7 protein-coding genes are annotated in these 13,596 nt (G+C 72.4%); 5 read left to right on the top strand and 2 right to left on the bottom strand.

Annotated features, from left to right (window positions below; all coding sequences use genetic code 11):
• Nucleotides 1-321: 321 nt before the first annotated feature.
• From TU31_RS17280 to TU31_RS17260, 5 genes are all read left to right on the top strand, one after another.
• A complete protein-coding gene (locus TU31_RS17280; protein WP_042155246.1) occupies nt 322-1,218 on the top strand; it encodes an FAD binding domain-containing protein in 897 nt (298 codons plus the stop codon).
• Between the two features lie 100 nt (nt 1,219-1,318).
• Complete coding sequence (locus TU31_RS40260; protein WP_042155244.1) at nt 1,319-3,526, top strand: 2Fe-2S iron-sulfur cluster-binding protein; 2,208 nt, start codon at nt 1,319-1,321, stop codon at nt 3,524-3,526.
• 94 nt (nt 3,527-3,620) lie between these two features.
• Nucleotides 3,621-5,951, top strand: coding sequence for a xanthine dehydrogenase family protein molybdopterin-binding subunit (locus tag TU31_RS17270; protein WP_042155242.1), 2,331 nt, complete (start codon nt 3,621-3,623; stop codon nt 5,949-5,951).
• An 890-nt stretch (nt 5,952-6,841) separates the two neighbouring features.
• Entirely contained in the window at nt 6,842-8,926 is a 2,085-nt protein-coding gene (locus tag TU31_RS17265; protein ID WP_042155240.1) for a P-loop NTPase family protein, read from the top strand.
• A complete protein-coding gene (locus TU31_RS17260) occupies nt 8,923-10,452 on the top strand; it encodes an ABC transporter substrate-binding protein (RefSeq protein WP_052718971.1) in 1,530 nt (509 codons plus the stop codon). Before TU31_RS17265 ends, TU31_RS17260 begins: the two co-directional genes overlap by 4 nt.
• A 1,337-nt stretch (nt 10,453-11,789) precedes the next feature.
• Here the strand turns inward: TU31_RS17260 and TU31_RS17255 are convergent.
• Nucleotides 11,790-12,485 (bottom strand): HAD family hydrolase, encoded by a 696-nt coding sequence (locus TU31_RS17255; protein ID WP_042155238.1) that lies wholly within the window; start codon nt 12,483-12,485, stop codon nt 11,790-11,792.
• Complete coding sequence (locus tag TU31_RS17250) at nt 12,475-13,341, bottom strand: winged helix-turn-helix domain-containing protein (protein ID WP_042155236.1); 867 nt, start codon at nt 13,339-13,341, stop codon at nt 12,475-12,477. Before TU31_RS17250 ends, TU31_RS17255 begins: the two co-directional genes overlap by 11 nt.
• Nucleotides 13,342-13,596: the final 255 nt, after the last annotated feature.

Below are 13,596 nucleotides of genomic sequence, written 5' to 3'. Positions count from 1 at the left end.
GGACGCAAGGAAGGCGCTCGTGCGGCCGGACCCTGGGACGGTGGTGCGGTACGGCGGTTCCCCCGCGCCGCCGTACCGCACCACCGCCGCAACGACGGTGTGCGCCCCGCCGGACGCCTCCGCCGACGCACCGCAGCGCAGTTCCGCACCGCCGGCGGCGGACGAAACCGGACCAGCAGCCTGTTCGGGGACGGATCGTCCCTTCGTGGACCCTCGCGCCGGGGGCCCGGGAAGATGTGCCAGAGTTGCCACGTCCGGGCTGTGAGCACGTACCGTACGGCGGAGCGGAACTGCCGGGACACCGGGGAAGGGGCAGCTGGCTTGACCACGCACGCACCGCACGCGTCGCACACGGTGACGTTGCCGGACTCGCTCGACGAGGCGGTGGCGGCGCTCACCGCCATGCCCGCCGCCGTGCCCGTCGCGGGCGGCACCGATCTCATGGCGGCGGTCAACGCCGGACTCCTCAGACCCGCAGCCCTGGTGGGCCTCGGCCGGATCAGCGAGATCCGGGGCTGGCAGTACCTGGACGGCCATGCGCTGCTCGGCGCCGGCCTCACCCTCGCCCGTATGGGACGCCCCGACTTCGCCGCCCTGATCCCCGGACTGGCCGCCGCCGCCCGCGCGGCCGGCCCGCCGCAGGTCCGCAACGCCGGCACCCTCGGCGGCAACATCGTGACCTCCGCCCCCACGGGCGACACCCTTCCGGTGCTCGCCGCCCTGGAAGCCACGGTGATCATCGCCGGCCCCGGGGGCAGCCGCCGCGAGATCCCGGTCAGCCACCTGCTGGCCGGCCGGGAGATGCTGGGCCCCGGCGAACTCGTCGGCTTCGTACGGGTGCCGCTGCTGCACGCCCCGCAGGCCTTCCTCAAGGCGACCGGCCGTACCGGCCCCGGCCGCGCCACCGCCTCGGTCGCGCTCGTCCTGGACCCGGCCCGGCGCGGGGTGCGCTGCGCGGTGGGCGCGGTCGCCGCCATGCCGCTGCGGCCTCTGGAGGCCGAGCAGTGGGTGGCCTCGCTCATCGACTGGGACGGCGAACGCGGCCTGGTGCCCGAGGCGCTGACGGCCTTCGGCGACTATGTCGCCGCCGCCTGCATCCCGGACCCGGCACCACCCGAGGACGGTTCGGAACCGGCCACCCTGCCGCCCGCTGCCCTGCACCTTCGCCGTACGGTGGCAGCCTTGGCCCGCCGCGCACTCGGGAGGGCGCTCTCATGAGCGAGCGCAGTGTGGGGGTCGCCCCGGTCGGAGACCGGTGGATCGTCAGCGAAAGGTGCGCGCCTCGCGAATGCGAGGCCGGGCGAAGTGAGGGCTCGGCATGAGCGACGCAGACAACCGCCAGCCGTACCAGCCGCACCCTGACCAGGGCTGGCAGCCGCTGCCCCAGGGCGGCGAGTACGAGTCGGAGGCGACGGCCTTCGTGCAGCTCCCGGAGGGCTTCACCACCGGGGTCTACGGCGGTGGGTCGCCCCGGTACAACTCCCCGGGCCCCGAGCCGCTGGCCGCACCCGGCCACGGCTACACCCCGCCGTCCTCCTTCGGCTCGCACCCCGCCACCCAGCCGGTCGAGGACCCGGACACCGACCCCGCGTCCACCGCCCAGTGGACGATGCCCTTCGCCGACCCCTCGGCCGGTTACGCGGACCCGGCCGCCGGATACCCGGCCCACACGGGGCACGCGCCCCACCACGACCCCTCCGCGGGCTACCAGGGCGGCGCGCCCGAGGCGGCCCAGCCGTGGGGCGGCGACGCCGTGGACTGGCCCGTGGCGGGCAGCCCGGAGGCGGGAGCCGCCGGCTCCTGGTCGGTCCCCGCGGCGGCGGACGACGGCCTGGAGGAATCCGGCGAGTACCTGGTCGGCGAGGACGGTCTGACGGGCCATACGGGACTTACCGGCGGCCACCCGGGCCTCCCCGGCCATCCGGGGCATCCAGGCCATCCGGGGCATCCGGGTGTTACGGGGCACGGTGCCGCCGACAGCTACCACAGCGGCGGATACCCGGGCGGCGGTGCGTACGGCGATGCCGGAAACGCGGCGGACCCCGGCGAGTCCGCCCCGACCGGGCACTGGAACTTCACCGCCGGACTGAGCGCCACGAGCGCGCCGCAGACGCACCCGGGGGAGGCGCAGGACGCCGCGCACGGCGGCGCGGCGCACGACCCCTTCGGCGGCCCCGCGGGTGCCCCGTACGCGCACGAGGGCGGTCTCCCGGGCCACGGCGGCGAGACGGGCGGCGAACTGCCCGCAGACGGCGGCCCGTCGGCCGGTGACCCGTACGCCACGGGCGCGGGCGGCCGGAACGCCGCGGCCGGCGACGCGACCGGACACTGGTCGCTGCCCGCCGACGCGCTCGCCCAGTGGCCGCCGCCCGCGGAGACGGCGCAGCCGTCGCACGACACGGCGCCGCACCCGCAGGAGGCCGCGGACCGTCCCGACGGGGCGGCGGACGCGACCGGCGGGGGCGGCTGGACGATTCCGGTGGCCGAGGGTGAACCGGGGGAGCACTCCGGCGAGTTCACGCACGCCGACGCGGTCGGCCGGCCCGCCTCGCCCGACGTCCAGGAGGCCGACGGTCCGGCGGACGCTCCGACGGAGACCGCGGAGCCCGCTGCGCACCCCGAGCCCGGCGAGCCCGCGGACCGCACCGGCACCGCCGGCCCGGTGGACGCCACCGGCGAACGTGCGCAGCCGCACGGCACCGCCGACGCCGCCGGTTCCCCCGACGCCGCCGCCGGGCACCATGCAGGCCCGGCCCCCTCCGCTACCGAGGAGCCCACAGAGACCGGGGCACCCGTGGGCGCCGACGCGGGCGCCGAGGACCATGCCGGCCTCGTCGAGGGGCTCGCCGCCGCCGCGCAGACCTCCGACCTCGCGGCCGATCCCGGCTTCGACGACCACGACGAACACCCCGCCGCCTCCTACGTCCTGCGCGTGAACGGCATCGACCGGCCGGTCACGGACGCCTGGATCGGTGAGTCGCTGCTCTACGTGCTGCGCGAGCGGCTCGGCCTGGCCGGCGCCAAGGACGGCTGCTCCCAGGGCGAGTGCGGGGCCTGTTCCGTCCAGGTGGACGGCCGCCTGGTGGCCTCCTGCCTGGTGCCCGCGGCCACCACGGCGGGCAGCGAGGTCCGTACCGTCGAGGGGCTCGCGGAGAACGGTGTGCCCTCCGACGTGCAGCGCGCGCTCGCCGCGTCCGGGGCGGTGCAGTGCGGCTTCTGCGTACCGGGGATGGCGATGACCGTCCACGACCTCCTGGAGGGCAATCACGCCCCCAGCGAGCTGGAGACCCGCAAGGCGCTGTGCGGCAACCTGTGCCGCTGCTCCGGCTACCGGGGTGTGCTGGACGCCGTCGGCGAGGTGGTCAAGGCCCGTGCGGAGGCCGCTGAGGCCGGCTACCCGCCCGCGGACGAACCGGACGGGGCGGCGCCCGCGGACACCGCCCGTATTCCCCACCAGGCGGGCCCCGCCGACGAAACGGGCCACGCCCCGCACGACCAGGATCGGCACACGGGAGGCTCCGCATGAGCGAGCGCAGCATGGGGGTCCCCCCGGCCGGAGGCTGGGGGAGCATCGGGGAGCGGCGCGCTGCGTGCGGGGCCGTGCGAAGCGAGGTTTCGGCATGAGTGGCACGACCGACGGCGCGGGCGCCGTCACCGCGACCCCCGCGGCGGGTGTTCCGGTCCCCGTCGAGCCGCCGCCGCACGGCCTGGGCGTCTCGCTGCCGCCCGCCGACGCGCCGGCGAAGACGGAGGGCACCTTCCCGTACGCCGCCGACCTGTGGGCCGAAGGGCTGTTGTGGGCCGCGGTGCTGCGCTCGCCGCACCCGCGCGCACGGATCCTGTCCATCGACACCAAGCACGCGGTGGAGATGCCGGGCGTCCGCGTCGTCGTCACCCACGAGGACGTCCCCGGTGACGCGGGGCACGGGCGGGGCACCGCCGACCGTCCGGTGTTCGCCAAGGACGAGGTCCGCCACCACGGTGAGCCGATCGCCGCGGTGGCCGCCGAGCACCCCGACACGGCACGGCTGGCCGCCGCCGCCATCGCCGTCGAATACGAGGTCCTGGACGCGGTCACCGACCCCCAACTGGCCTTCGAGGCCGAGCCGCTGCACCCGGACGGCAACCTCATCCGGCACATCCCCCTCCGCTTCGGCGACGCCGAGGCGGTCGGCGAGGTGATGGTCGAGGGGCTCTACCGGATCGGCCGGCAGGACCCGGCGCCCATCGGGGCCGAGGCCGGGCTCGCGGTGCCGCGCCCCGATGGCGGCGTGGAGATCTACACCGCCTCCACGGACCCGCACACCGACCGCGACCTGGCCGCCGCCTCCTTCGGCCTCGAACCGGAGCAGGTCAAGGTCGTGGTGACCGGCGTCCCCGGCGCCACCGCCGACCGCGAGGACCCCGGCATCCAGCTCTCGCTCGGCCTGCTGGCGCTGCGTACGGGCTGCCCCGTCAAGCTCGCCGCGACCCGCGAGGAGTCCTTCCTCTCGCACGCCCACCGCCACCCCACGCTGCTGCGCTACCGCCACCACGCGGACGCCGACGGCAAGCTGGTCAAGGTGGAGGCGCAGATCCTCATGGACGCCGGCGCCTACGCCGACACCTCCGCCGACGCACTCGCCGCCGCGGTGTCCTTCTCCTGCGGCCCGTACGTCGTCCCGCACGCCGTCGTCGACGGCTGGGCGGTGCGCACCAACAACCCGCCGTCCGGCCATGTGCGCGGCGAGGGCGCGATGCAGGTCTGCGCCGCCTATGAGGGCCAGATGGACAAGCTGGCCGCCCGACTGGGCCTGGAGCCCGACGAGATCCGGCTGCGCAACGTCATGGCCACCGGCGATCTGCTCCCCACGGGACAGACCGTGACCTGCCCCGCCCCGGTCGCCGAACTCCTGCACGCCGTCAAGGAAGCGCCGCTCCCCGAGCTGCCCAAGGACGCGCCCGAAGCCGAATGGCTGCTGCCGGGCGGGCCCGAAGGGGCCGGTGAGCCGGGCGCGGTACGCCGTGGCGTCGGCTACGGGCTGGGCATGGTGCACATGCTCGGCGCGGAGGGCACCGACGAGGTCTCCACCGCGACCGTCAAGGTCAGCGGCTCGGCCGCCACCGTCATCTGCGCCGCCGTCGAGACCGGCTCCGGATTCTCCACGCTGGCCCGGCAGATCGTGCAGGAGACGCTCGGCATCGAGGACGTGCAGGTCGCGGGCGTCGACACCGACCAGCCGCCGGCCGGACCGGCCTGCCACGGGCGGCACACCTGGGTCTCCGGCGGCGCCGTCGAGCGCGCCGCCAAGATGGTCCGCACCCAACTGCTCCAGCCGCTGGCCCACAAGTTCGGGATGTCCACCGAGCTGCTTCAGATCAACGACGGCAAGATCACCTCGTACGACGGGGTGCTCAGCACCACCGTCGCCGAGGCCCTGGACGGCAAGGAACTGTGGGCCACCGCCCAGTGCCGGCCGCATCCGACCGAGCCGCTGGACGAGAGCGGCCAGGGCGATGCGTTCGTCGGTCTCGCCTTCTGCGCGATCCGCTGCGTCGCCGATGTCGACATCGAGCTCGGCACCATCCGGGTCGTGGAGATGACCGTCGCCCAGGATGTGGGCCGGGTGCTCAACCCCCGCCAGCTGCGGGCCCGTATCGAGGCCGGGGTCACCCAGGGCATGGGCGCCGCCCTGATGGAGAATCTGCGCACCACCCGCGGCCAGGTCCGCCACCCCGACCTGACCGGCTACGCGCTGCCGACCGCCCTGGACGCCCCCGAGATCCGCATCGTCAAACTGGTCGAGGAGCGCGATGTGATCGCCCCCTTCGGCGCCAAGCCCGCTAGCGCGGTCCCGGTCGTCACCGCACCCGCCGCCGTGGCCTCCGCGGTCCGCGCCGCCACCGGCCGCCCCATCGGCCGCCTCCCGATCCGCCCACAGGCGGCGGTGGCGCAGGTGGCGCAGCAGTAGGAGCGCGACGGGGCGGGGCGGTTGGGGCCGCGCCCCTTCGGGGGATGCGGCTGCCGGGCGGGCGCGGGTGAGGCTGCGTGTTCGCTTGGCGGGCGGGTGGCTTCATGTGTGTGCGGTGGCTTGGGCTTTCGCTGCTGACCCCTTGGGTTTTTCCCCGCCGCCCACCCGCTGGTTTGGTTTTTCCCCGCCGCCCACCCCCCTTCGGGGGGTGGGCGGGTGTATGTGGGTCGGTTTCAGGTGGCGCGCGCGTGAGTGGGGGCTGCGGCCTGGGGGTGCGTGCCGATGCTGCTGGGGCGTGGGGGCGTGGCTGGGGCCTGGGCGGGTGCGTGCGGGCGTGAGGGTGCGGCGCGGGCGGGGCGTGCGTGGGTGCGGCGTGGGGCGGGCGCGTGCGGGTGTCTGGGGCGTGTGGCGGGCGCCTGAGTGCGGGTGCTGCGTGGGGCGTTCTGTGTACTGAGTCGATACGCGGTGGGTGCGGCGTGGGGCGTCCTGCGCGCTGCGCCGATGAGCGGGGTCGGTAGCCGCGTAGCGGTGCGGCTGGGCGCGGTGTCCGTGCGCCGACGCGGCTGTGGCCGGCGGCCGTGGCGCGGATCGGTGTGAGTGAGCGGCTGCGTATCCGTTCAGGGGCTGGGCGGGTGCCTCGTGCGTGCTTTCTCTGCGATCGGGCGATGACCTGGGGTTTTACGCTCCGTCACCACGATTGTCAGTGGGGTCACTTAGAGTGATTTCCTGTGGGCGGGACGGCGACGTGCGAGGGGAGGGAAACGGCTTTGTGGGGGCAAAGTGCTTGCGGGGAGCGGGAATTGGAGGATGCTGGGGCGGCCGGAGTGGGGGCCGGGCTGTTGTGGGGATCGCGGGGATCGCAGGGGTTCGCGAGGTCGAGGGGGAGCGGGATGCCGCAGGAATGGGCGGGGGAGTCCGGGCGGGACCGGGCTGTGGAGCATTACGTCCAGGAGTTATTGGTGCGCCGGCCGGGCGGTCGGCCCGAGCTGCCCGCCACGTTGTTGCTGGGGCCGCGTGGCAGCGGTAAGACGACGGTCCTGCGCCACCTGGCGGACTGGGCCCGGCGGGCACCGGTGGCCCGGCTCGATCTGGCGGCGCTGGGCCAGGAGGGCCGTAAACCGATCGATGTGCTGGCCGCGTTGGTCTTCCAGCTCAACGAGAAGAAGAGGGACTTCGCCCGGCTGAGATTCCCGGCGTTCGGGCTGCTGACGATCGCGGTCGCGGCGCGGATGGACGCGGCCGACCGGGACGCCGCCGTACGGCAGATGGAAGAGGCGCTGGTCGGACCGCCGGGCAGCCGTTCGGAGGTGATCAACCAGCTCGCCACGTACGCCGCGACGGTCCTGGGTGCCCCGACCGCGGTCACCGCCGCGCTGCCGCTGCTGCCGGAGTGGCGGCGCCACTGGGTGCGGCTGCGGGTGCGCTGGCAGCTGGCGCGTATCCGGCGCCGCAGCCGTGGCGGCGGTTCCGTCGACGGCTTCCTGGTCGACCTCAACCAGCGCTACGGCGACCGCGAGGCGGCCGAGCGGCAGCGGGCCGAGGCGGTGCTCTTTGACGCCTTCCTGGACGATCTGCGGCGGGCGTACGGCTCACGTGGCGGCGACAAGCGGCGTACGACGCAGTGTCTGGTGCTGCTGGACAACGTCGACAGTCCGCTGGGGAACGACTTCCTCAAGGCGCTGCTGGACGCCCGGCGGAAGGCCGGGGCGGCTGATCCGCTGCTGGTGCTCGCCACCGCGGGGAGCTATCCGGCGGCGCTGGAGGGCTTTGCGTTCGGCGGGCCGCGGCGGCCCGGTGCGCTGCCCGGCCGGTGGCCCGCGCAGGAGGAGAGGTTCGTTCCGGAGCAGGTCGTGAAGGGGCTGGTGGTGGGCCGGTTGCGCGATCTGGTCCGGCACGAGGTCGAACAGCAGGCCAAGGAGGCGCTGCGGTCGGCCGGCCGCCGGGTGCCGGCGCCGGCCGCCGACAACGGTGTGCAGTGGCTGGGCTGGGCGGTGCATGAAATCACCCGTGGTCACCCGGCGGGCACCGCACAGCTGCTGGCGGCCCTGCTGGAGTGCCCGGCGGACGCGGGCTGGGAGGCGCGGCTGCGGCAGGTCCTTCAGCCCTCCTCGGAGCTGGTCGACGCCCTGCTGGAGCGGCTGTTGCCGATCGATGCCAGCGGCGAGCTGATGCAGGCGCTGACCCGGGGCGCGGCCGCCGTCGACCTGGCCCAGGCGCGGGCGGGCCGGGTGCTGTGGGACGAGTCGAGCGCCCGTGTCCAGGAGGAGTTCAACGACTTCTGTACGGACGTGCTGCGCACCATGCATCTCGACAGCGGTGACGAGGAGTCCGACGGCCGGACGGAAACTCCCCACCCGCTGCTGCGTCTGCTGTTGTTGCGACGGCTTGCCGCGGTCCCCGAGCCCGATGCCGCGGCAGGTGGAATCGCCGGGGGCGGTGACGGGGCGGCCGGTGCCCGGGGACGGCGGGCGGTGCACGCCGCGCTGCGGGACCGGGCGGCCGCCGCGGGGGAGGAGGCCACCGCGGCCTATCACGCGCTGGCGGGCGGCGATCTCGCCGCGGCGGCCGCCTATCTGGACGACTCGTTCGACCGGGTCGAGCCGGAGGAGTGGTGCGCCGACCTGTGCCGGCTGCGGCGCGCCCCGCTCGCTGACGCCGGCCCGGCCCTCGACCAGCCGTTGTGGGAGCGTTACGAGCGGCTGGTGCAGCACCTCGGTGAGGGCGCCGTGGAGCAGCGACTGCGGACCATCACCCGGCTGCTCGCGGCGGTCTGGATCGGCCCCGAGCCGCCGGACGATCCCCGTACGGACCGGGTCGGCGATCCGTATCGCGATCCGCTCGGCGACCCCGGGGCCGAGCTGTACGGCGAGATCCAGGCCCGCCTCCACACCCTCGCGGTGCATGCCGACAGCGTGCCGTGGACCTCGGCACTGCTGCGGAAGGCGAAGCAGTACGGAAAGGAGCCGTGGCTGTGAGCACCCGTGTCTTCGAACCGCCCCGGCCGCCGCGGCGCTGGGGGCTGTGGATCATCTCGGTGCTGGTGGCGGCGGCGGTCGTGGTCGCCGGCGTGGTGCAGATCGTCGAGACGAACGGACGGTGCGGGGAGGGCGTCCGTGAGATGGCCGACGGCGAGTGCGTGGGCGTCACGGACGGTGCGTACGCCTTCGGGAACATGAAGGCGCTCAGCGACCGGATCCGTGCCGAGAACGCCAAGGTCGCCAAGTCCGGGGAGCGATCGGTCACCATCGCCTATCTGGAGGCCATGGCGGGCGGTTCCGCGGACCGCGGGCCGGAGGCCACCCGGCAGGCCGTCAGCGGCGCCTACCTCGCCCAGCGCACACTGAACGCCGAGCGCGCGACCCTCCCCAAGATACGGCTGCTGCTCGCCAACACCGGCCGCGGCGACCGCCATTGGCGCCCGGTCGTCGACCAGCTCATCGCCATGAAGGACAAGGAACATCTGGTCGCCGTGGCGGGCTTCGGGCAGAGCAACGACCGGACGATGAGCGCCGTGAAGCGGCTGCGGGCCGCCGGTCTGCCGATGGTCGGGGCGACCGTGGCGGCGGACGGGCTGAGTTCCCGTACAGCCGGGTTCTACCGGGTCTCCTTCCCCAACCGCGACCAGACCGCGGCCGCCGCCGGCTACCTCAAGGAGCAGCAGCGCAAGCACCCCGGCTACCGCGTCCAGGTGATCCGGGACGGCAACGAGAAGGACGACTACAACACCTCGCTCTACGAGGACTTCTCGGCGGCGGCGCGGCGCGCGGGCCTCGACGTGGACGACGAGGTCATCCCGTTCCGCTCCGGGGAGGACGAGGAGGCGACGGCGGGCAATGCGCTGTCCCTGGTCGCCGACAAGGTCTGCGGCGACCCGAAGCCGCCGGACGTGGTGTATTTCGCCGGCCGGGGGCGGGAACTGCGCCGGTTCATCGAGGCAGCCGGCGAGGGCGGCCGGCACTGCCGTACGACGGTGCTCTCCGGCTCCAGCGCGCTGGGCGTCTACTTCGACACCGGAGGCGACCGGCACCGCGCCGAGCTCGCCACCCTCGCCGAACGCTGGAAGGACAGTCAACTGACGGTCTACTACACCGCCTTCACCCACCCCGCGATATCCAAGGAGGTCTACGGCGGCGCCGGGAACGGCCCGTTCGGCGACTTCGAACGGGCCTACCGCGAAGAGGTCGGCGGCCCCACCACCGACCTCGCCAGCGGTCAGGCGATGCTCGGCCATGACGCCACGTACACCATCGGCAAGGCGGCCCGGAACGCCGTCGGCGTCTACGGCACCCGCCAGGTCACCGCCCGTATGGTCCTGGCCCTGCTGGAGCAGACCAACGGCAGGTCCCGGGTCCGTGGCATCAGCGGCTACATAGCCTTCGACCCGGACACCGGCGAGCCGGTGGAGCGCCCACTGGCGCTGGTGGAACTGCGCCGCCCGACGGACTCCGGCGAGGCCGGCGACATCTACCGCTTCGTGGACGCGCTGTCCGTCGGCCGGTAGGGGGCGAGGCGCAGGGAGCGGTGCGGGGCCGCGGCTCAGGGCCGGTGAAGTGCCGGAAGGCGGCGGGGCCGAGCGCGATAGGGGCGCCGAGCGGGGCCGTTGGCGCTGAGCGGGCCGGTGGTGCCGCGCGGCCCCTCGGCGCCGAGCGCGTCCGGAGGCGGTCCCCACGGAGTTGGGGCCGCCTCCGGACGTCGCACGGGGTCCTCGTGCGGGGCACGGGACCCTGCGGTGCGTGGAGGCCGTGGCGGGATTCGAACCCGCGTAACTCGCTTTGCAGGTTTGTTCGTGCTGGTCAGAGCACTGTCCATCGACGTCCGTACTCGTTCATGACGGGACTAGAAGCCCTACCGCCATGGGCCGGGATACCGCCGCGAACGTCGCCGTACGACCGTGAACGAGACGGAAACTGAGACGGAGCCGCACCTTCGGGATGGTCGTCCATCCCGCAGCAGGCGCGTGCACGCGCATCGGTCGTGAACCTGCATCGGCCGGATGCCGCACAGAGCCCGACTCGTTGAACAGGTAACCATTCGGCTACGGCGCGTACATGGGTTGTTCGCAAGGGACATGCTGTCCTCCATCACAGGCGACAGGGGGCATCATGCGTCATCACACCGCAATTGCTACTGCGGCGATCTTGCTGCTGGTCACTAGCTGCGCTAGTTCGAAGCAGAGTGAGAAGGCTTCGCCAAAGACGGGTGGGCGAACGGAGGCCGCATCTATCGAGCCGCCGTCCCCAACCGAAGAGGCGGCGTCAAAAGCCCCTACAACTCTCACGATTGGTTTTCCCTGGGAGTGGCGTAACGGCGATGAGTCCAGCATCGGGAAGACCACCGTCGTCAGCTGGAAGCAGCCCATCCACAGCGTCGGATCGGCGGCTGAGGAGACCGGAGAGAAGGGCTATGTGTGGGGAGCCCTCGACCTGAAGGTGTGCACAGATCGGGGTGAGGTGCTCTCGTCGCAGACTGACTGGACGCTTGCGTACCAGGACGGGGCACGGATCGAACCTTCGTCATCGACCTGGGATGACTTCCCGAAGCCGGAGTTCCCCGCGGAGACACAGGTGCGGGCTGGTGACTGTGTACGAGGCAAGCTGGTATTTCCCATCCCGAGCGGGCAGCGCCCGGAGCGAGTGCTCTACGCGCCGAATGGAGACGGTGCGAGCCTCGCGGAGTGGACGGTGCCGGCGACGTAGCGGCAATGCTCCGCACGAACTTGGCCCGGTCACGCGCGGGCAGGCCGCACAGAGCCCTTGCGAGGATTGCGTGGTGCGGGGTCGCCTACGTCCTGAACAGCGCGAGGTGTCCGCTGTCACGGGGAAGCGAACAGTGGCAGCGTTAGCTGGAGTTCGGCATCAGAGCGTTGGCCACAGTAGTCATGTCAGTGACCACCACATCGGCCCCTACCTCAGCAAGAGCGAGACCCTTGTGCTGCTTGTTGGCAAAGCCGATGGACGCCGATCCAGCAGCGCGAGCGGCTTCAACGTCTGTCACCGAGTCGCCGATGAGGGTGCAGTGATCGGGGCGGATATGAAGTCGCGCGGCGGCGAGCAACAGCGAGTAGGGGTCAGGCTTCATCAGGTCTGGCCAATAGGCGGCACGTCCAATTACCTCGTGAACCAGGTGCCGGAGACCGTGCAGCATCAAGAATGCCCGCACGCAGGCCGTGGAATTGTTGCTGACCACGGCGACTCTTCGCCCCGACGAGTGCGCCGCTTCCAGGGCAGCGACCGCGCCAGGGATAGGCGGGCCAGCAACCTTAACGGCCGATACCTCGGCTTTGGTCATTGATTCCTCGACAGCTCGAATTACCAGCTCGCCGCCCTGCGTTGAAAGGCGCAGGATCTCCATCGGGTCGTCGACGCCGCGCGCCTTGCCACCCAGCGTCGCATCGTGCCGGGCCACGACCTCTGAGAGTTCCCGCGCGACACCGGGGGCGGGCCGACCCGCGAACACGTCGCAGATCGGCCCGTCGAAGTCGAACAGGACTCCCTTGGTGGCTCCGATGACCTCGGAGAGCTTGCTACTTCCCATCAGGGTCAAGGTCCCTTCCGATGGTGTTCCAAACGCTGTCGAACCACATGCGGGCCTGCTCGACCTGCTGCGCTCCGCTCGATGAATCGCCCTCGTTCACGGAGTAGTGGAACAGCGTGGCGTCGGCTCCCACCAGGTCGTAGATCTCTACTGCCTCTCCGTCCGCCACCACCTTGTTGGGCCGGATGGGGTAGTACCCGAAGAATGCGTCTTCCTGGTTGATCACGTACAGCTTGAAGAACTGCGTGCCGCCGTGGACCCGCACGCTCACGTTGGTCTCTGCCACCAGCCCGAGAACACTCAGCTCGTGGATGGAGTTGGTGATGCTGCGCGTGAAGCCGACCATCATGTCGTGCATGCGACGGCGTAGGCGCGGGTCGTCCGCTCCGTCTTCGCGACGCACGGGCGCGGCGTGGGGCACCGACATGTCCGGCACCAGGATGCGGATGCTGATGCTCGATGGTGTCAGCCGGCCGACGCGGATTTTGTCGATGGGCTCCTGAAGGGAGCTGTGAAGGGTCTCGCTGGAGAACCCGGCGAAGTCAATCGAGACGTCCGTACTGGCAAACGCCTGCTCCACGTACGGGCGGAGACCGGCCGGCCGTTCGGTGCGGTTGCGGACGTACACGCCGCTGCCCTTGCGAGATACGACCAGGCCCTCGTCTTCAAGGTCTCGGAGCGCCCGCTGGATCGTGGCGCGGGCGAATCCGTACAGGTCGGTCAGGGTTTTGTGCGACGGGAGCTTGTCGCCGGGGCTTAGCTTCCTCGTCCGAATGGCGGCGCCAAGACTGCTCGCCACCTGCTCATACGGCGGCCGGTCGTCGTCCGGATCCAGGGGTTCGGGCGTGAAGGTCATGCCCCGATGCTACGTCCTCTCCCAGCGATCAGGACAGCCAGGCTAGTCAGGTGTTGACGTGACTAGCCAGGATGGCTACGTTGTTCTCGTGGCCACCGGGCTAGCCAAGTTGGTCAGGCTGCATCGTGGGGATGGGCCTTCTTCGGCCTGCACAAATGCGCGACCTGCACAGCAATGGGCTCCGCTTCGGCGGGGCCAAGGGGCCCGGGACAGAGCGGGCCGAGGGGCCCGGATCCCTGGTCAACCGGAGGGCTT

The organism is Streptomyces lydicamycinicus, assembly GCF_000829715.2.
GTDB lineage: Bacteria > Actinomycetota > Actinomycetes > Streptomycetales > Streptomycetaceae > Streptomyces > Streptomyces lydicamycinicus.
The sequence above is the reverse complement of the archived record's forward strand: the minus strand, read 5'-3'. Positions and strand labels throughout refer to the sequence as shown.

Coding starts and splice junctions, on each gene's coding strand:
- TU31_RS17265 (WP_042155240.1), top strand. CDS start 6,842: ATGCCGCAGGAATGGGCGGGGGAGTCCGGGCGGGACCGGGCTGTGGAG.
- TU31_RS17255 (WP_042155238.1), bottom strand. CDS start 12,485: ATGGGAAGTAGCAAGCTCTCCGAGGTCATCGGAGCCACCAAGGGAGTC.
- TU31_RS17270 (WP_042155242.1), top strand. CDS start 3,621: ATGAGTGGCACGACCGACGGCGCGGGCGCCGTCACCGCGACCCCCGCG.
- TU31_RS17250 (WP_042155236.1), bottom strand. CDS start 13,341: ATGACCTTCACGCCCGAACCCCTGGATCCGGACGACGACCGGCCGCCG.
- TU31_RS40260 (WP_042155244.1), top strand. CDS start 1,319: ATGAGCGACGCAGACAACCGCCAGCCGTACCAGCCGCACCCTGACCAG.